The following is a 17,432-nucleotide window of genomic DNA, read 5'->3' as shown; positions in this document are numbered from 1 at the left end:
TGAGCGTGCCGGGCGCGGGCCGGCGGTCACCCCGAGGGCACCGTGGTCACCCCGCCGGTGTGGTGGACCGGTGCGGTGGTCACCGTGCGGGCGCCGTCACCGGTGCCGGTGCGTAGCCGGTGGGCCGGGTGGTGAACGTGCCCCTGCCCTGGGTGCGGCTGCGCAACCGGGTGGCGTAGCCGAACAGTTCCGCCAGCGGCACGGTCGCGGTCAGGACGGCCGCGCCGCCACGGACCTGCGAGCCGCCGACCCGGCCGCGCCGTGCGGCCAGGTCCCCGAGGACCCCGCCGACCGCGTCCTCCGGCACGGTCACCGTGACCTCGGCGACCGGTTCCAGCAGAACGGCCGTACAGGCCCGCAGCGCCGCGCGGAGGCCGAGCCGGCCTGCGGTGCGGAAGGCCGTGTCCGACGAGTCCTTCACGTGCGTGGAGCCGTCGGTGAGCGTGACGCGCAGCCCGGTCACCGGGTACCCGCCGAGCGGCCCCTCGGTGAGGGCGTCCCGGCAGCCGGCCTCCACCGCGCGGACGTACTCCTGCGGCACCCGGCCGCCGGTCACGGCCGACCGGAACACGAAGCCGGTGACACCCGCGCCGGGCCCGAGCGGCTCCACGTCCAGGACGACATGCGCGAACTGCCCCGCTCCGCCGTCCTGTTTGACGTGCCGGTACACGAACCCGCGTACCGCGCCGGTCACCGTCTCCCGGTACGAGACCCGCGGCCGGCCCACGGTGACCTCCGGCCCGCCGTCACGGCGGATCCTCTCCACCGCGACCTCCAGATGGAGTTCGCCCCTTCCCGAGAGCACGGTCTGCCCGGTCTCGGCGTCGGTGCGCACCACCAGCGAGGGATCCTCCTCGGCGAGCCGGGCGAGTGCCGTGGCGAGCCGCCCGGTGTCCGTGCTCCGCCGTGCCTCGACCGCCACGGACACCACGGGATCGGCGGCCACGGTCGGTTCCAGCAGCAGCGGCGCCCCGGGGTCGCACAGTGTGGCGCCGGGCCGGGCCGACTTCACGCCCGCGACGGCGACGATGTCACCGGCGACCGCCCGGTCCAGCTGAACGTGCCGGTCCGCCATGACCCGCAGGATGCGCGCCACCCGCTCGGTGCGTCCGGCGCCCGCGTCCCACACGGTGTCCCCCTTCTCCAGCGTGCCCGAGTAGACCCGCACATAGGTCAGACGCCCGGTGGCGCCCGCGTTCACCTTGAAGACCAGCCCCGCGAACGGCAGTCCGGGATCGGCGGCCCGCCGCTGTCCGGCGCCGTCGTGGACCCCGCGTACGGCGGGTACGTCCAGCGGCGAGGGCAGGTAGGCCACCACCGCGTCCAGCAGGGGTTCGATGCCGCGGTTGCGGTAGGCGGAACCGCACAGCACGACCACGCCGTCCCCGCTGCGGGTCAGGTCGCGCAGGGCGGCGGTGAGGGTCGCGGCGGAGAGGGTTCCGCGGTCGCAGAACTCCTCCAGGGCAGCCGGGTGCCGCTCCGCGACCGCCTCCTCCAGCGCGCGCCGCCGCCGTACCGCCTCCTCCCGCAACTCCTCGGGCACCGCCCTTTCCACGGCCGGGCCTTCGCCGTCGTCCCAGACAAGGGACCGCATCCGTACCAGGTCCACGACACCCGTGAAGCCGTCCTCGGCGCCGACCGGCAGCTGCACCACCAGCGGGGCGGGGTGCAGCCGTTCCCGGATGGAGGCGACGGCGCGGTCGAGGTCGGCGCCCGCGCGGTCCAGTTTGTTGACGAACGCGATTCTCGGCACGCCGTGCCGGTCGGCCTGCCGCCACACGGACTCGCTCTGCGGCTCGACCCCGGCGACGGCGTCGAACACGGCGACGGCACCGTCCAGGACGCGCAGCGACCGCTCGACCTCGTCGGCGAAGTCGACGTGTCCGGGGGTGTCGATCAGGTTGATGCGGTGGCCGTCCCAGGCACAGCTCACCGCGGCGGCGAAGATGGTGATGCCCCGGTCGCGTTCCTGCGGATCGAAGTCCGTGACGGTGGTGCCGTCGTGCACCTCGCCCCGCTTGTGGGTGGTGCCCGTCGCGAACAGGATGCGCTCGGTGACGGTGGTCTTGCCCGCGTCGACGTGGGCGAGGATGCCGAGATTGCGGACAGCGGCGAGAGGGTGGGTGGTCGTACGCACGGCCCGATGCCTTTCGGAGGGTGAAGTGGGGCAGCGCGATCACCCGTGCGCCCGGAAGTGCGCCGGCCTGCGGGCCGCGTCCGGCACACGGCCGGAGCGGCGGGGAGAGGTCAGCGGGGCGTCACGGGATCCGGTGCCGGCCGCGCAGCGGGCACCGGCCGGACGAGGATACGAGGATCACCTCGTACCGGGAGCGGGAAGCGACGGCAGCGGTGCGCTCGCACACGGCCCGGCTCCCCTCACTCGACACGGCTGTCACCCCCGGCGGCCCACAACGGGGGCGACACCGGATCGGTGGCGAGTCTAGGCAGGACCGTCCGGCCGGGGCACACGGTTTTCCGGGCCCGGAAGCGGTGTGGCGACGCGGGCGGCGCGACGGCCGCGCAGGTCCGCCGTGGTGGCGCCCACCGCGGCCACGGCGCCGAGGCAGAGCAGGCCACCGCTGACGAGGGCCGCCATTCCCGAGGTGGCGCCCGCGACCAGGCCGCCGCGCATGTTGCCGAGGTCGGGTCCGGCTTGCCCGACGATCTGTTCGGCCGCGCTGACGCGCCCGAGCAGTGCGTGGGGAGTGTGAGTCTGGACGACGGTGCTGCGGGAGACGACGGAGACGGTGTCGGCCGCACCGGCCATGACGAGGAAGGCGAGAGCGGCCCATGGGTCGGACACCAGACCGAACAGCGTCAACGCCGCACCCCAGGTGGCGGATCCGGCGAGCATGACGAGGCCGGGGCGGGCGCCTCTGGTGAAGGTCCCGGAGAGGAGGGACGCGGCGACCCCGCCGACGGCGAGGGCCGTGAGGAACAGTCCGAGAGTGCGCGGATCGCCGCCGAATCGCTCGGCGTTGACCAGGGGGAACAGGCTGATGGGCATCGACAGGACGGTGGTGGCCAGGTCGGTGAGCAGGGCGCCGCGAATGACGGGAGTGCGGCCCAGGAAGGCCAGCCCGTCCAGCACTCCGCGCAGGCCTGGCCGCGCGGGCTCGTCTCCGGGGCCCATCTTCGGCAGGCCGAGGGCGCCGTAGAAGGCCGCGGCGAACGTCAGGGCGTCGATCAGGTAGCAGGTGCCCGTTCCCAGCCCGCCCGCGACCAGTCCGGCCAGCGCGGGACCGAGCAGCATGGCGCTCTGGAAGGCGACGCGTGTCAGCGCCAGTCCCGCGGCCAGTTGCTCCTTGGGCAGAAGGTGCGGAACGAAGGTGCGGGAGGCCGGGCCGCCGCCGGCGACGAAGCAGGACTGGAGGGCGACCAGCCCGAGCACACCGGCGGCGGGCAGGGGCGCGAGGAATCCCTGAAGGGCGAGGAGACCCGAACACAGGGCTTGCCCGCTGGTGGTGAGCAGGTAGAACCGCCGCCGGTCCACTCGGTCGACGAGCGACCCGGCGAACAGTCCGAGCACGACGAGCGGAACCGCCTGCGCCAGCCCGACGGCGCCCGTCCACGTGGTGCTCTTCGTCGTCTGCCACACCTGCAACAGCACGGCGACCAGCGTCATCTGGCCGCCGAGAACGGACAGAGCCTGCCCGGCCCACAGCCGCCGGAACGCCGGCGAGGACCGGAGCGGAGTCACGTCGATCAGGGCGTGCCGGTACTTCACGCGGGATCCTCGGCCAGCTTCTCGGCGATCCGGCCCTGGTGACTCCTGCGGTCAGGAGCGCGCTCGATGTCGGTGACGACCTGGGAGAGCGGGTAGGGGATCTCGGCCTCCAGGTCGGCGAGGGCGGCCTCGGTGGCCCGCGATTCCGCCGCCAGGCGGCCGACGACGCGGCGAGCCTTGTCGGGGAGCGTCACCTTCCTGGTCCGCGCGTCGTCGCCCACGACGGTCCGGACCCAGCCGGACGTGCGCATGGCGGCGACTTTCTGGCTGAGCGCCGCAGCGTGTGCGCTGAAGTCCGCTGCGTCGGGTCGGACGGATGGATGTCGTCGGCCATACGGCGCACCATAACAGCGCATATACAAGCACCGTCGCTCGTGAGATCACTCGGCCCGGGGATTCCCGCGAGCCGCGATGAGTCCCGCGGCGTCCGGGGGTCGTACTGTCGAACCCGTTACCGAGGAGGACTTCCGATGCGCACCGTGACTTATTCGATGGGCGTCTCGCTCGACGGCTACATCGTCGGGCCGGACGGCGGCTTCGACTGGACGGCGCCCGACGAGGATGTCTTTCGCTTCGTCACCGACCAGATGCGAGAGGTCGGCGTCCACCTGATGGGACGACGACTGTACGAGACGATGCTGTACTGGGAGACCGCCGACCAGGATCCATCGCTCGACGAGTCGATGCTGAGGTGGGCCGCGATCTGGAAGCCGCTCCCGAAGGTGGTCTTCTCCACCACGCTGTCGGCGGTGCGGGGCAATGCCCGCCTGCTCTCCGGCGGCCTGGCGGAGGAGATCGAGCGGTTGCGAGCCGAACCCGGAGAGGGCGACATCGCGATCGGCGGAGCGGCCCTCGCCGCCGAGGCGGCCGCGTCGGGTCTGATCGACGAGTACCGGGCCAGGGTCTGCCCGGTGCTGGTCGGCGGTGGCATTCCGTTCTTTCCCCGACGCGAGCGCCGGGTGGATCTCGAACTCCTCGAGACCCGCACCTTCAGCTCCAGAGTCGTCTACCTCCGCTACCGCGTGGCGCGCTAGCCGGCTCCAGCGCCGGGCCTGAGGAAGGACGGACCAGGAAAACAGAAAGACCCCAGGTGCACTGGGGTCTTCGCTGGTGTCCGAGGGGGGACTTGAACCCCCACGCCCGATAAAGGGCACTAGCACCTCAAGCTAGCGCGTCTGCCATTCCGCCACCCGGACCAGGTGTCTGCCGCCACGTGGGTGTGTTCCCCGCGGCGACATGGACAACAATACCAAGGTTTCGGAGTGCGTTTCACCTGCGTATCCGCACGCCGGGCGGTGTCCGGGGCGCCCGGGGAGGCAGTGGATCGCCAGCGGTGCACCGTGTGCGAGAGCGCGTGTACGGCACGTGAGAGGGACGGCGGGAGCCGGGGCTCCGGGGCCTTATGGGCAGCGTACGACCTGCCCGGCGTACGACAGGTTGCCGCCGAAGCCGAACAGCAGCACCGGGTCGCCGGTGCGGAGCGCTCCCTGTTCGGCCAGCTTGGAGAAGGCGAGCGGGATGCTGGCGGCCGACGTGTTCCCGGACTCGATGACATCGCGGGCGACCACCGCGTTGACGGCGCCGATCTTCGCGGCCAGCGGCTCGATGATCCGCAGGTTGGCCTGGTGCAGGACGACCCCGGCGAGATCCTCGGGTGCCATCCCGGCCTTCTCGCAGGCCTGGCGGGCGATGGCCGGCAGGCGGGTGGTGGCCCACCGGTAGACGCTCTGCCCCTCCTGGGCGAACCGCGGCGGCGTGCCCTCGATGCGTACGGCGTGCCCCATCTCCGGCACCGACCCCCACATCACGGGCCCGATCCCGGGCTCCTCCCCCGGCCGGCAGGCCTCGACCACGGCGGCCCCGGCGCCGTCACCGACGAGGACGCAGGTGCTCCGGTCGGTCCAGTCGGTGACGTCGGACATCTTGTCGGCGCCGACGACCAGGGCGCGGGTGGCCGCGCCGGCCCGGACGGTGTGGTCGGCGGTGGCCAGCGCGTGGGTGAACCCGGCGCACACCACGTTCACGTCCATCGCGGCGGGCCGCGGGATGCCGAGCCGGGCCGCGACGCGGGCGGCCGTGTTCGGGGAGCGGTCGATCGCGGTGGAGGTGGCGACGAGGACCAGGTCGATGTCGTGCGGCGCCAGGCCGGCCGCGGCGAGCGCCTTGGCGGCGGCGTGCGCGGCGAGTTCGTCGACGGGTTCGTCGGGGCCGGCGATGTGCCGGGTACGGATGCCCACCCGGCTGCGGATCCACTCGTCACCGGTGTCGACCATGCCTGCCAGATCGTCGTTGGTGAGCACCTTGGCGGGCTGGTAGTGACCGATGGCGGCGATGCGCGAGCCGTTCATGCAGGGGATCCCCTCGTTGCCGGGTAGCGGGATCCTTCAGTCTGAGCAGTGACTCACGGGTACGACGGCAGGTGAAGCCACAGGAATCCGGTGTCGGGATTGTCGGCTCCGGTCAGAGCATCGGTCGCGCGCCCCGGTCAGACCCCGGGTCGCGCGCCCCGGACGGCGTCGGTCGCGCGCTCCGGTCCGGCCGTCGGTCGTACGCTCCGGTCCAGAGCGCCTGACGTGCGCGCGAGCGGCGCCTCACCATCCGGTCCGCGCCTCGCCGAGCACCGTCCCGCCGATGTGCGCGGCGCGGGCCGGGTCGCCCCACTTCGTCGTGTGGACCAAGACGGTGTGCCGGCCGGATCACCGTTCGCCGTCCGCGTCGTCGCAGTGCGACAGGATCTGGACCCCGTCGTATCCGGCGTGGCCCGGCCGGTCCGTGTCCGGGTCGTCCGGCCAGGTGCCGTGCCAGCCGATGCCGGCCCGGCCCCGCCCGAGGGCCGCGGCGAAGGGCTCCTCGGCGGTTCCCCGCGGCACCCTCGCCCAGGCGTGCAGGGGCGGCTCCGGACGTCAGGGGGTCCGCGAACCGCCTGGGCTGCCGGTACGCGGCCGTCCTGGCGGTGGAACGGAAGACGGGGTACGCCCGTGAGTTGCCCGTGGTCCGCACGATCACACACCGCTGCCGCCCGGGCGGCAGCATTTTCGCCGGCCCGCCCGCGGGTACCGGGTACCGGAAGCGGGCCGCACGCTCGGCGTCCGTGTGCAGGACAATGAGACGGTGAAGGTCGCCCCGCCGTACGACGGCCCGGTGACCCACGGCTGCATCAAGGGCCGTTCCGGCCACCACGTACCGAACCCGGGGCTGATCAGAACATGGGACGAGTCACGGAACGACGCAGGGTCCTCCGCATCCGGGACGGGGCGGTGTCCGCCCGGCCGGACACGCTGGTCGCCGAGGAACCGCTGGAGATCCGGCTGAACGGCAAGCCGCTCGCCATCACCATGCGCACCCCGGGCGACGACTTCGCGCTGGCGGCGGGGTTCCTGGTGAGCGAGGGTGTCCTGGCCACGGAAGCCGACCTCCAGAACATCGTCTACTGCGCGGGGGCCACCGGGGAGGGCGGTGCGAACACCTACAACGTGGTCGACGTGAGGACCGCGCCGGGCGTCACGCTCCCGGACTTCGCTCTGGAGCGGAACGTCTACACCTCGTCCTCGTGCGGGCTGTGCGGCAAGGCCAGCCTGGACGCGGTCCGTACGACGACGCGCTGGCCGATCGCCGACACTCCCCCGCTGCGGGTCACGCCCGAGCTGCTGGCGGACCTCCCCGACCGGCTGCGCGCGGCCCAGCGCGTGTTCGACCGGACCGGCGGCCTGCACGCGGCGGCCCTGTTCGACGAGGACGGCGAGCTGCTGGACACCCGGGAGGACGTGGGCCGGCACAACGCGGTGGACAAGCTGGTCGGCCGGGCGCTCCAGCACGGTGGGCTGCCGCTGTCCCGGACGATCCTCATGGTGTCGGGCCGGGCCTCCTTCGAGCTGGCGCAGAAGGCGGTGATGGCGGGCATCCCGGTGCTGGCGGCGGTGTCGGCGCCGTCCTCGCTGGCGGTGGACCTGGCGGCGGAGACCGGCCTGACGCTGATCGGCTTCCTGCGGGGCAGCTCGATGAACGTGTACGCGGGCGAGGACCGCGTCGTCCTGCGGGAGAGCCGGGAGCGGGAGAGCCGGGAGACCGAGGCCGCCACCCAGGGGTGAGCATGCTCCCGGTGCCGGTCCGGTGAGCGGACCGGCCCGTCGGCGCGCGCCCGGCGCCTGCCTTCGCCGACCCCTGCGTTCGCCGACCCCTACGTTCGCCGACCCGTTCGCCGATGCCGACGCTCGCCGGCGCCCCGGCGCATTCACCCGCCGCCGTCAGCCGTCGTGCCGGAGATCCGGACCAGCAGGCCCGTGAACTGCTCGCGTTCGGCGGCGGTCAGCGGGGCGAGCAGGGCGTCGTTGGCCTCGCGGGCCGCCTTTTCGCAGCGTACGAGGAGACGGGCGCCGTCCTCGGTGAGGGTGACGGCGTTCTTGCGCCGGTCGCGGGGGTCGGGGGCGCGGTCGACCAGGCCGGTGGACTGGAGGTCGTTCAGGATGCCGACGACGTCCTTGGGGTCGAGGCTCACGGCACGGCCGAGGTCGGCCTGGGCGACGGGGGCGAGGTCGCGGACGGCGGAGAGGACGACGTGGTGCCACATCCGCAGGCCCTCGGCGGCGAGGGCGTCGGCGACCAGGGCGCGGCCCCGCGCGGCGGCCCGGCCGAGCAGCCAGCTGGGGAGGGAGCGGATCGCGGGCAGGGGTGCTTCGGCCATGCCGGAAGCCTAGCCCAGGAATCATTGGACATCCCAACGATCCTTTTTTATCGTTGGGGCTCCCCACGATTTCGTGGGTGTTCCCAACGACCCGTCGGGCGTGCCCGGCCATGGAGGTGCGATGCGTCGCGTCCGGTACGAGTCCGCCGGCGGCCCCCTGTTCCTGGAAGAGGTTCCCGTGCCCGAGCCCGGCCCCGGGGAGCTGCTGGTGCGCTGCGCGGCCGTCGGCGTCACCCTGCCGACGGTCCGCAAGGTCACCGAGGCCGCGGAGCCGGTCGCGCTGGGCGGGGAGATCGCCGGCGAGGTGGTCGCCTCCGGCCGGGACGTGACCCGGTTCCGGCCCGGCGACCGGGTGACCGGCCTGTGCTTCGGGTACGGGTACGCCGATTTCGCCGTCCTGCGCGAGGACATGGCCTCGCCGGTACCGGACGGCGCGGACGCGGTGACGGCGGTCGCGCTGGTGCGCAGCGGTCTGGTGGCGCTCGGGGCCCTGGAGGCGGCACGGCTCACGCCCGGGGAGTCCGTCCTGGTGACGGCGGCGGCGAGCGGGGTCGGGCACCTCGCGGTGCAGCTGGCGCGGGCGCGGGGCGCGGCCCGGGTGATGGGGGCGGTGTCCGGGCCGGGGAAGGCGGCGTTCGTCCGGTCGCTGGGCGCGGACGACTGCGTCCGGTACGGCGACGACGGGTGGGGCGAACCCGTCGACTGCGTGCTGGACGCCGTGGGCGGTGACCTGCTCACCCCCGCCCTCGCCGCGCTCGCCCCGCACGGCCGCCTGGTCGCGTACAGCTCGGGCGGCGGCACCGTCCGGGCGTACGACCTGCTGGTGGGGGCCAAGTCGGCGATCGGCTTCCAGATGGCGCTCATCGCCCGCGACCGGCCGGAGCTGTACGAGCGGTGGCGGCGGGAGCTGTGGCGGCTGTACACGGAGGGTGCCGTGCGGCCCGCCGTGCACGGGGAGTTCACCCTGGAGGACGTGGCGAAGGCGCACGAGGTGATCACCTCCCGGGCCAACCTGGGCAAGGTCGTCCTGCGCCCGTAAGTGCCCGCACGCTTCTTGTGAGGCGCCGCACCCCCAACTACCGTCGGGGAGACGCACGTTGGACGTGGGATGTCCGGATGTCCAGTTGTCCGGCCGAGGAAGGGCAGGTCGCTCCGTGCCGTCAGGTCTTCGCGCCCGTCTCAGATCCGCACTGGCCACCGCCGTCCTCACCACGGGCGCGCTGCTGACACCGCTCCTCCCGGCCCACCCGGCGCAGGCCCGGCCGGCCGGCGGCTCCCCGGAGTTCGAGCAGCAGGTGCTGTTCAGGGCCTCCCAGGACCCGGGGTACGCGTGCTTCCGTATCCCGGCGGTCGTGCGGGCGGCCGACGGCACACTGCTGGCGTTCGCCGAGGGCCGGGTCCTGAACTGCGGGGACGCGGCCGACATCGACATCGTGCTCAAGCGGTCCACCGACGGCGGCCGCAGCTGGGGCCCGTTGCAGGTGGTCGACGAGGGGGCCGGCGACACCCACGGCAATCCCGCGCCGGTCGTGGACCGTTCGACCGGGCGCATCTGGCTGGCGGAGACGTACAACACGGGCCGTACGGACAGCGCCAGTTGCTCGGTGCCGTGCGATCGCACCCCCCATCTGCGGTACAGCGACGACACCGGCCGGACGTGGTCGCCGGCGCGCGACCTGAGCCCGGAGATCCTGCCGGCCGACTGGAACTCCTGGTACGCGACCGGTCCCGTGCACGGCATCCAGCTCACCCGCGGCCGGTACGCGGGGCGCCTGGTGTTCGGGGTCAACACCGAGACCTGGGACGGCGGCAGGGTGAGTGCCGACCACGCGGCGCTGATCGTCAGCGACGACCACGGGGAGCACTGGCGGATCGGCGCCACCGACACCTGGCCCGTCGCCGCCGACGGGACCTTCCGACAGAAGCCCTCCGAACTGACGATCGTCGAACGCGAGGACGGTTCGATCCTGGTCAGCGGCCGGGAGCAGGACGGCACCGACCTCGGCCACCGCACGCAGGCCGTCAGCCGCGACGGCGGGAGCAGCTTCACCGCGCCGTTCCGCGCCCTGCCCGACCTGTACACCCCGCAGGTGCAGGGTGCGCTGCTGCGCCTGGGCGACCGCCTGCTGCTCGCCTGCCCCGCCGACCCCGACCGGCGCCGCACGATGATGATCCGCTCCTCCTACGACGGCGGCCGGACCTGGGACACCGTGGACCGCGGCACGGTGGTCACCCCGGACTGGTCCGGCTACTCCGACCTGGTGCGCGCCGACTCCGGCACGGTCGGCCTGCTGTACGAGGGCGGCGCGGTGGACGCGCGGGACGAGATCCGTTTCGCCCGCTTCACCGAGGACTGGCTCGCGCCGCGCCGTGATCCCGACCCGGTCACCGCCGACCGCGCCCACCACGCCCGCCCGGCCGCGGTGCTCGGCGGCGCGGAGGAGACGGACGGGGTGTCCGGGGGCGCGCTGGAGTTCGACGGCACCGACGACGCCGTACGCCTGCCGTACCGCCCTGAACTTCCCCTGGAAGAAAAGGACTTCACGGCGTCGCTGTGGTTCCGGTACACGGCGGCGGCCGGAGAGCAGCCGATGCTGTGGATGGGCGGCATCGGCACCGGCCAGCCGCAGGTGTGGCTGCGCGGTGAGCCGGCGAACCACCGCCTCCAGGGGCTGGTCACGGTGCGCGACGGTGCCGGTGCGCCGCAGAGCGCGTACGTGCGCACGGACACCGCGTACAACGACGGCCGGTGGCACCACGCCGTGCTCCGCCGGGGCGCCGGCCGGCTGTCGCTGTCGGTGGACGGCACCCGGTCGGACGTCGCCGGCCCACCGGGCTCCGTCAGCCGCAACTCCCCCTTCGGCGTCCACCTCGGTCAGCGCATGGACAGCCGCGCCTTCTTCACCGGCGCGCTGGACGAGGTGCGCGTCTGGGACCGGGCGCTGACCGACGCGGAACTGGCGGATCCGCGGGTGCTGCGGTCAGCGCGGGACACGGTCCTGTGGCTGCCGCTGGACGCCGTGAACGGCTGACTCCCCGGCCGGGTCCGTGCTCACCCGGGGATCGCGGGCCCGGCGTTTGGCGATGACGGCGCACACCATCAGCTGCATCTGGTGGAACAGCATCAGCGGCAGCACGGCCAGGGAGGCGTGCGCGCCGAACAGGACGCTCGCCATGGGCAGTCCCGAGGCGAGGGACTTCTTCGACCCGGCGAACTGGAGGGCGATCCGGTCCTCCCGGCCGAAACCGAGCGCCCGGCCGCCGTACCAGGTCAGGGCCAGCATCACGGCCAGCAGGACGGCCTCGACGGCCAGCAGACCGGCCAGCCGCACGGCGCTGACCTGGTGCCAGACACCCTGGTTCACGCCCTCGCTGAAGGCGGTGTACACGACCAGCAGGATGGAGCCGCGGTCGACCAGCCCGAGGACCCTCTTGTGCCGGGCGACGAAGTCCCCGATCCAGCGCCGCAGCAGCTGCCCGGCGAGGAACGGCACCAGCAGCTGCCCCACGATCTTCACCAGCGAGTCGGCGGAGAAACCGGCCTCGCCGCCGAGCAGCCCCGCCACGAGCAGCGGGGTGAGCACGATGCCGGCGAGGGAGGAGAAGGAGCCGGCGCAGATCGCCGCGGGCACGTTGCCGCGGGCTATCGAGGTGAACGCGATCGACGACTGGATCGTGGACGGCACCAGCGTCAGGAACAGCAGGCCCTGGTAGAGCGGCTGCGTCAGGAAGGCCGGCACCAGCCCGCGCGCGGCGAGCCCGAAGACCGGGAAGACGATGAAGGTGCAGGCCAGGACGGTGAGGTGGAACCGCCAGTGGGTGAGCCCGGCGAGCGCCTCCCGGGTGGACAGCCGGGCGCCGTAGAGGAAGAACAGGAAGGCGATCGCGGCCGTGGAGGCACCCGAGGCGACGTCCGCGCCGGTGCCGGCGGCCGGGAGCAGCGCGGCGAGGCCCACCGTCCCGAGCAGCAGCACGATGTACGGGTCGATCGGCATCCAAGCCGGCCAGCTCAGGCGTTTCACAGTGCTCCGGTGTGCTGTGCGTGTGTCGTCCGGTCCCGGGACCGCCGGGCCCTCCACCATCGTGCCCCGCCTGCGGCCGATCGGGAAACCCGCACACCGTGCTGACAGTCATCATGATCCGCGATGACCGGTACTAGGCTCGGGGTGTGTACGAACCGACGCAGCTGCGCACCTTCCTGGCGGTCGCCCAGACACTGAGCTTCACCCAGGCGGCCCGGCGGCTGGGACTGCGCCAGTCCACGGTCAGCCAGCATGTCCGCCGGCTGGAGGACGCGGCCGGCCGGCAGCTGTTCGCGCGGGACACGCATGCGGTGGAGCTGACCGAGGACGGCGAGGCGATGCTGGGGTTCGCCCGCCGGATCCTGGCCGTGCACGAGCAGGCGACCGCGTTCTTCACCGGCACGCGCGTGCGTGGCCGGCTGCGCTTCGGCGCGTCGGAGGACTTCGTCCTGACCCGGCTGCCCGAGATCCTGGAGGCCTTCCGCTACGACCACCCGGAGGTCGACCTGGAGCTGACGGTGGAGCTGTCCGGCACCCTGCACGAGCGGCTGGCCGCCGGGAAGCTGGACCTGGTGCTGGCCAAGCGGCGGCCGGAGGACTCCCGCGGCACGCTGGTCTGGCGCGACGACCTGGTGTGGATCGGTGCCGAACGGCTGCGCCTGGACCCCGACCGGCCGGTCCCGCTGATCGTCTATCCGCCGCCCGGCCTGACCCGGGCCCGGGCGCTGGAGGTGCTGGAGCGGCAGGGCCGGCCGTGGCGGATCGTGTGCACCAGCGGCAGCCTCAACGGGCTCATCGCCGCGGCCCGGGCCGGCCTCGGTGTGATGGCCCACTCCCGCCGGCTGATCCCGCCCGGCCTGTTCCGGCTGCCCGAGCGCTCCGGCCTGCCCGAACTGGGAAAGGTGGATTTCGTCCTCGTCCACGGCAGCCGCCGCGGCGCGAGCGAGGGCGCCGCGGACGCCCTGGCGGCGGCGGTCCTGGCGGGCGGGGAGCGACTGCGGCGACGGGGCGGGTGACGGGGGGCCGGGCGGAACTCCGCGTCAGCGGGACACGGGGGTACGTGAGCTGCTCGACGCGGCGCGGGAACGGGGTCGTCCCGACGTGCCGGACGCCTTCCAGGCGGCCCGGTGGTCCGCTCAGGCAGGCGTACAGCCCGGCGGTGTCGCGGACGACGGCGGTGACGACGAGTGGGACGGACCCGCCGTCGCGGAGGCGAAGGCCACCTCGTCGTGGGTGGCGAGGGTCCGGCCGACGGAGTCCGGGGCGCCCGGCGCGGTGGTGTCCCGATCACGGCTTCCCGATCACGGCTGCCCGGGGACACCCGAGGATCTCCGTGTCGTACTCGATGCCGACGTACACCGCGCCGGAGACGATCAGCGCGGACAGCCGGCATGCGACCGCGGACTCGGAACGGCCGGTGGCACGCTGGAGCTCCGGGTAGGTGGCGCGGCCGTCGCTGGTCCTGGCCGAGGCGTACGGCGTCCCGCAGGACGACGACCCGCAGGCCGCCCTCCGCGCACAGGCGGTGGGAGCGGTGGGCGACAGGACGGCAGGGCGGCAGCGCGGCAGGGCCACAGAACGGCAGAACGGCAGGACGGCAGGGCGCGGAACGGACACCGGGTGCGGGCCGGCCCCCGGACGCAGGCCCGGCGCGGGACGGTCACGTGCCGCGGGTCCCGGGCCGCCGCCCAAGCCCCGCACCCCGGCCGGCCCAGCCCCGCCCCTCGGCTGCTCAAGGCCGCCCCCGGCCATCCAACCCTCGCCCCTGCCGACCTCTCCCCCGGTCGCCCGGGCCCGGCTCCGGGGCCCTGACGTCCCGGTCTCCGGGGCTCCGGGTGCGCGGGGGGCCGTAATCGGCCGGTACAGATTCGGTGGAGATTACGGTACCGAAACTTACTGACCCGTCAGTATTGTGTCCGGCCCCTACCCATGTGCGGGCATTTCACGACCCCCGGCCGGGGAGAACGTGAGCTTTGCTACGTTTCCGTACCCCTCCCGCACGCCGGACGGTTGGGGTAGCTTTCACGGCCTGACGGCGGTGTGCCGGCCAACGTCACTGAGGCGCGAGACACGGGGAGCGAGGTTGCGCGAGTTCACCAACCCGCCGCTGGAGTCGCCGGTGCCGGTCGGCGGTCTGGCGGATTCCGTCTTCGAGCACGCGGTGACCGACCCGCTGCACATCGCCCTCGGCCGCAAGGACGCCTCCGGGCAGTGGCGGGACGTGACGGCCGCCGGGTTCCGCGACGAGGTCATGGCGCTCGCCAAGGGACTCCTCGCCCGTGGCGTCCGCTTCGGCGACCGCGTCGCGATCATGTCCCGCACCCGCTACGAGTGGACCCTGTTCGACTTCGCCCTGTGGACGATCGGCGCCCAGGTGGTGCCCGTCTATCCGACGTCCTCGGCCGAGCAGTGCTTCTGGATGCTGCACGACGCCGAGGTCTCCGCGGCGGTCGTCGAGCACGAGGACCACGCCATGACCATCGCCACGGTCATCGGCCGGCTCCCCCGGCTGCGCGAGCTGTGGCAGCTGGACGCCGGCTGCGTGCAGGAGCTGTACGACGCCGGGGCGCACCTGGAGGACGAGGTCGTGCACCGGCACCGGCAGGCCGTCACCCCGGACTCGGTCGCCACGGTCATCTACACCTCGGGCACCACCGGCCGGCCCAAGGGCTGTGTCCTCTCACACGGCAACTTCATGTTCGAGGCGGACACCGTCATCCGGCGGTGGGAGCCGGTGTTCCACTCGAAGAAGGGCGACGAGGCGTCCACCCTGCTGTTCCTGCCGCTGGCGCACGTCTTCGGGCGGATGGTGGAGGTCGCCGCGATCCGCGGCCGGGTCCGCTTCGGGCACCAGCCGCAGCTGAACGCCGCCGCCCTGCTCCCCGACCTGGCCGCGTTCCGTCCGACGTTCATCCTCGCGGTTCCCTACATCTTCGAGAAGGTGTTCGACTCCGCTCGCCGCAAGGCCGAGAAGGACGGGCGGGCCGGGGCGTTCGAGAAGGCCGTCGACATCGCCGTGCACTACGCGGAGGCCGTCGAGGCCAAGGCCTGGGGCACCGGGCCCGGCCCGTCGGCGGGGCTGCGCATGCAGCACCAGCTGTACGACAAGCTGGTGTACGCGAAGATCCGCGCCGCGATGGGCGGCCGGCTGCGCAACGCGATGTCCGGCGGATCGGCGATGGACCGCCGGCTGGGACTGTTCTTCGCGGGCGCGGGCGTACAGATCTACGAGGGCTACGGCCTGACCGAGTCGACGGCCGCGGCGACCGCCAACCCGCCCGAGCGCACCCGCTACGGCACCGTGGGACAGGCCGTCCCGGGCGTCACCGTGCACATCGCCGACGACGGGGAGATCTGGCTGCACGGCGGCAACGTCTTCCTGGGCTACCTCAACAACCAGAAGGCCACCGACGAGACCCTGCACGACGGCTGGCTGGCCACCGGGGACCTGGGTTCCCTGGACGCGGACGGCTATCTGACCATCACCGGCCGCAAGAAGGAGATCCTGGTGACCTCCGGCGGCAAGAGCGTCTCCCCGGGCGCGCTGGAGGAACGGGTCCGCGACCACCCGCTGGTCAGCCAGTGCATCGTCGTCGGCAACGACCGCCCGTACATCGCCGCCCTGGTCACGCTCGACCAGGAGGCGGTCGCCCACTGGCTCCAGATGCGCAACAAGCCGAGACCGGCCCCGGCCGAGCTGGTCCGCGACCCGGACCTGGAGGCCGAGGTGCGGCGGGCGGTGGTCGCCGCGAACACCCTGGTCTCCCAGGCCGAGTCGATCCGCACCTTCCGCATACTCGCCCAGCCGTTCACCGAGGAGCACGGCCTGCTGACGCCGTCGCTGAAGCTGAAGCGCAAGGCGATCGAGAAGGCGTACGAACGCGAGGTCGAGGCGCTCTACCAGGGATGAGGAGCCGCTTCCGGGAGTGACCTGTGACATGCAGCGGATCGGATCGCGTGGTCAGGAATGCACGGCAACCCGTGATCGTTGAGCATGTCAGTACCACCTGTCGACAAACGAAGGATCAAGAGGCTCGTGAGCAGCAAGGTCCCCCCGATCATCCTCAACAACGGCGTCGAGATGCCCCAGCTGGGTTTCGGCGTCTGGCAGGTGCCGGACGACGAGGCCGAGCGGGCCGTCGCCACGGCGCTCGAGGCCGGGTACCGCAGTATCGACACCGCGGCGATCTACGGCAACGAAGAGGGCACCGGCAAGGCCATCGCCGCCTCCGGCCTGCCCCGTGAGGACGTCTTCGTCACCACCAAGCTCTGGAACAGCGACCAGGGGTACGACTCGACGCTGCGCGCCTTCGACGCGTCGCTGGAGAAGCTGGGTCTCGACTACGTCGACCTGTACCTGATCCACTGGCCGCTGCCCTCCCGGGACACGTACATCGACACGTACAAGGCGTTCGAGAAGCTGCACGCCGACGGCCGGGTGCGCGCCATCGGCGTCTCCAACTTCCTGCCCGAGCACCTGCGCCGGCTGATCTCCGAGACCTCCGTCGTCCCGGCGGTCAACCAGATCGAGCTGCACCCGCATCTCCAGCAGCAGGCCGTCCGCGAGTTCCACGCGGAGCGGGGCATCGCCACCGAGGCGTGGTCGCCGCTCGGCCAGGGCAAGGGCCTGCTGGAGGTGCCGGCGGTGGTGGCGATCGCGCGGAAGCACGACCGCACCCCGGCCCAGGTCGTGCTGCGCTGGCACGTGCAGCTCGGCAACGTCGTCATCCCGAAGTCGGTGACGCCGTCCCGGATCAAGGAGAACATCGAGGTGTTCGACTTCAGCCTGGACGACGAGGACCTCGCGGCGATCAGCGCCCTGAACGAGGACCGGCGCCTGGGGCCCGACCCGGCCGCCTTCGACATGGCCTGATCCCCCGGATCCCGACGGACCGGGCCGGAACCGGACCGCGATACACCCGGCCGTGCGCCCCGCTCAGCAGCGGGGCGTCCGTCCGTGGGCCACCACCCCCTCGAGCGCTGGGTCAAGCCGCACGAGTTC

General features: G+C 73.0%; 14 protein-coding genes, 1 tRNA gene and 2 pseudogenes. 8 read left to right on the top strand and 9 right to left on the bottom strand.

The window, feature by feature from the left end; genetic code table 11:
- Positions 1-79: 79 nt before the first annotated feature.
- The 3 genes from fusA to ABZ117_RS31600 form a co-directional block, all read right to left on the bottom strand.
- The gene (gene fusA, locus ABZ117_RS31610) at positions 80-2,137 is read right to left on the bottom strand and encodes an elongation factor G (RefSeq protein ID WP_356825748.1); all 2,058 of its coding nucleotides are present in this window, start codon (positions 2,135-2,137) and stop codon (positions 80-82) included.
- A gap of 303 nt (positions 2,138-2,440) precedes the next feature.
- Positions 2,441-3,727, bottom strand: a complete 1,287-nt coding sequence (locus ABZ117_RS31605) for an MFS transporter (protein WP_356825746.1) — start codon at positions 3,725-3,727, stop codon at positions 2,441-2,443.
- Positions 3,724-3,978, bottom strand: coding sequence for a hypothetical protein (locus ABZ117_RS31600; protein ID WP_356825744.1), 255 nt, complete (start codon positions 3,976-3,978; stop codon positions 3,724-3,726). The genes ABZ117_RS31605 and ABZ117_RS31600 overlap by 4 nt, the downstream gene beginning before the upstream one ends.
- A gap of 219 nt (positions 3,979-4,197) precedes the next feature.
- On the opposite strand from ABZ117_RS31600, the gene ABZ117_RS31595 reads away from it, so the two are divergent.
- Positions 4,198-4,761 (top strand): dihydrofolate reductase family protein, encoded by a 564-nt coding sequence (locus tag ABZ117_RS31595; RefSeq protein WP_356825742.1) that lies wholly within the window; start codon positions 4,198-4,200, stop codon positions 4,759-4,761.
- A gap of 74 nt (positions 4,762-4,835) precedes the next feature.
- Here ABZ117_RS31595 and ABZ117_RS31590 read toward each other — a convergent pair.
- The 3 genes from ABZ117_RS31590 to ABZ117_RS31580 all read right to left on the bottom strand — a co-directional run bounded on the left by ABZ117_RS31590 (position 4,836) and on the right by ABZ117_RS31580 (position 6,597).
- Positions 4,836-4,923 (bottom strand) — tRNA-Leu (locus tag ABZ117_RS31590).
- Positions 4,924-5,127: 204 nt separating this feature from the next.
- On the bottom strand, positions 5,128-6,075 hold the full coding sequence (locus tag ABZ117_RS31585; protein WP_356825740.1) for a beta-ketoacyl-ACP synthase III: 948 nt from the start codon (positions 6,073-6,075) through the stop codon (positions 5,128-5,130).
- A gap of 348 nt (positions 6,076-6,423) precedes the next feature.
- A complete protein-coding gene (locus ABZ117_RS31580) occupies positions 6,424-6,597 on the bottom strand; it encodes a hypothetical protein (RefSeq protein ID WP_356825738.1) in 174 nt (57 codons plus the stop codon).
- A gap of 211 nt (positions 6,598-6,808) precedes the next feature.
- Here ABZ117_RS31580 and ABZ117_RS31575 point away from each other — a divergent pair.
- A pseudogene (locus tag ABZ117_RS31575) lies at positions 6,809-6,916 on the top strand (Fe-S-binding domain-containing protein); the annotation flags it as partial.
- Between the two features lie 17 nt (positions 6,917-6,933).
- Positions 6,934-7,815: a formate dehydrogenase accessory sulfurtransferase FdhD gene (gene fdhD / locus ABZ117_RS31570; RefSeq protein ID WP_356825736.1), complete on the top strand. Its 882-nt coding sequence runs from the start codon at positions 6,934-6,936 to the stop codon at positions 7,813-7,815.
- Positions 7,816-7,958: 143 nt separating this feature from the next.
- Here the strand turns inward: fdhD and ABZ117_RS31565 are convergent, their stop codons facing one another.
- Positions 7,959-8,408 carry a MarR family transcriptional regulator gene (locus tag ABZ117_RS31565; protein WP_356825734.1) on the bottom strand — a complete coding sequence of 150 codons (450 nt, stop codon included), beginning with the start codon at positions 8,406-8,408 and terminating at the stop codon, positions 7,959-7,961.
- A gap of 121 nt (positions 8,409-8,529) precedes the next feature.
- On the opposite strand from ABZ117_RS31565, the gene ABZ117_RS31560 reads away from it, so the two are divergent.
- Entirely contained in the window at positions 8,530-9,447 is a 918-nt protein-coding gene (locus ABZ117_RS31560; RefSeq protein ID WP_356825733.1) for a zinc-binding dehydrogenase, read from the top strand.
- 115 nt (positions 9,448-9,562) lie between these two features.
- A complete protein-coding gene (locus ABZ117_RS31555) occupies positions 9,563-11,440 on the top strand; it encodes a sialidase family protein (RefSeq protein WP_356825731.1) in 1,878 nt (625 codons plus the stop codon).
- On the opposite strand, the gene ABZ117_RS31550 is transcribed toward ABZ117_RS31555, so the two are convergent.
- Positions 11,390-12,403: a bile acid:sodium symporter family protein gene (locus tag ABZ117_RS31550; protein WP_356825729.1), complete on the bottom strand. Its 1,014-nt coding sequence runs from the start codon at positions 12,401-12,403 to the stop codon at positions 11,390-11,392. The two genes, ABZ117_RS31555 and ABZ117_RS31550, sit on opposite strands and share 51 nt — an antisense overlap.
- 173 nt (positions 12,404-12,576) lie before the next feature.
- Here ABZ117_RS31550 and ABZ117_RS31545 point away from each other — a divergent pair, with 173 nt between their 5' ends.
- A complete protein-coding gene (locus ABZ117_RS31545; protein WP_356825727.1) occupies positions 12,577-13,446 on the top strand; it encodes a LysR substrate-binding domain-containing protein in 870 nt (289 codons plus the stop codon).
- A gap of 34 nt (positions 13,447-13,480) precedes the next feature.
- Here ABZ117_RS31545 and ABZ117_RS31540 read toward each other — a convergent pair.
- Positions 13,481-13,885: pseudogene (locus ABZ117_RS31540) on the bottom strand (Lrp/AsnC ligand binding domain-containing protein); the annotation flags it as partial.
- A 628-nt stretch (positions 13,886-14,513) separates the two neighbouring features.
- Here ABZ117_RS31540 and ABZ117_RS31535 point away from each other — a divergent pair.
- Together ABZ117_RS31535 and ABZ117_RS31530 are read left to right on the top strand one after the other, a co-directional pair.
- Entirely contained in the window at positions 14,514-16,340 is a 1,827-nt protein-coding gene (locus tag ABZ117_RS31535) for an AMP-dependent synthetase/ligase (protein WP_356825725.1), read from the top strand.
- A gap of 126 nt (positions 16,341-16,466) precedes the next feature.
- Complete coding sequence (locus ABZ117_RS31530; protein ID WP_356825723.1) at positions 16,467-17,303, top strand: aldo/keto reductase; 837 nt, start codon at positions 16,467-16,469, stop codon at positions 17,301-17,303.
- Positions 17,304-17,432 lie beyond the last annotated feature (129 nt).

The organism is Streptomyces sp. NPDC006309, from assembly GCF_040613095.1.
Lineage (GTDB): Bacteria > Actinomycetota > Actinomycetes > Streptomycetales > Streptomycetaceae > Streptomyces.
The sequence above is the reverse complement of the archived record's forward strand: the minus strand, read 5'-3'. Positions and strand labels throughout refer to the sequence as shown.